The 531-nt window shown below is 41.4% G+C and carries 1 protein-coding gene; it reads left to right on the top strand.

Annotation, left to right across the window (positions count from 1 at the left end; translation table 11 throughout):
* Nucleotides 1-257 precede the first annotated feature (257 nt).
* The coding region (locus R7190_RS30320; protein ID WP_318138268.1) for a HopJ type III effector protein at nucleotides 258-531 on the top strand (274 nt) is incomplete at its 3' end.

Raw genomic sequence — 531 nt, 5'->3', positions numbered from 1 at the left:
GCGTCGATAACGCCATTGCACCTATTGCCTTAAGTGGGGTGGTCATGATATCTCCTTATCAATCCGATATACTGTCGCTCAATGCATGATTTTCAGATATCTATTCATTCACTGCAGTGGACGATAATAGAACATTGATTGACGTGTGATTTGGTAAGGCTCTGAATATATGTATGATTTATGACTCTTATATGGGCTTTTTATGAAACAAATGTGTCATTGGCGAGATTGCGATGGCATTAGGATTTGGAATGAAAATGGAACTACAACAATTTCTTGATGCGCTGGCATCGTCACCTGAAAAGATTGAATTTGAAACGACGATGGCGGTGATTGAAGACAATTACGATTTTACGCCCGCTGCATTTACGAATGGCAATACGCAAAATGGCGCGAATGAAAACAACGGTTCGTGCAAAATTTTTGCATTCGGCTTATTGAACACTCTCGATAAAGAAGCGACGTTGGCGTGTTTTGGTCGTTTCTACCGCGAGGACGTACTGCTTCACCCAGAAAACAACGATCACCAAA

The sequence above is a fragment of the Vibrio sp. 1078-1 genome (assembly GCF_033340475.1).
Note: the sequence above shows the minus strand (reverse complement) of the source record. Positions and strands in the feature narration are given on the sequence as shown.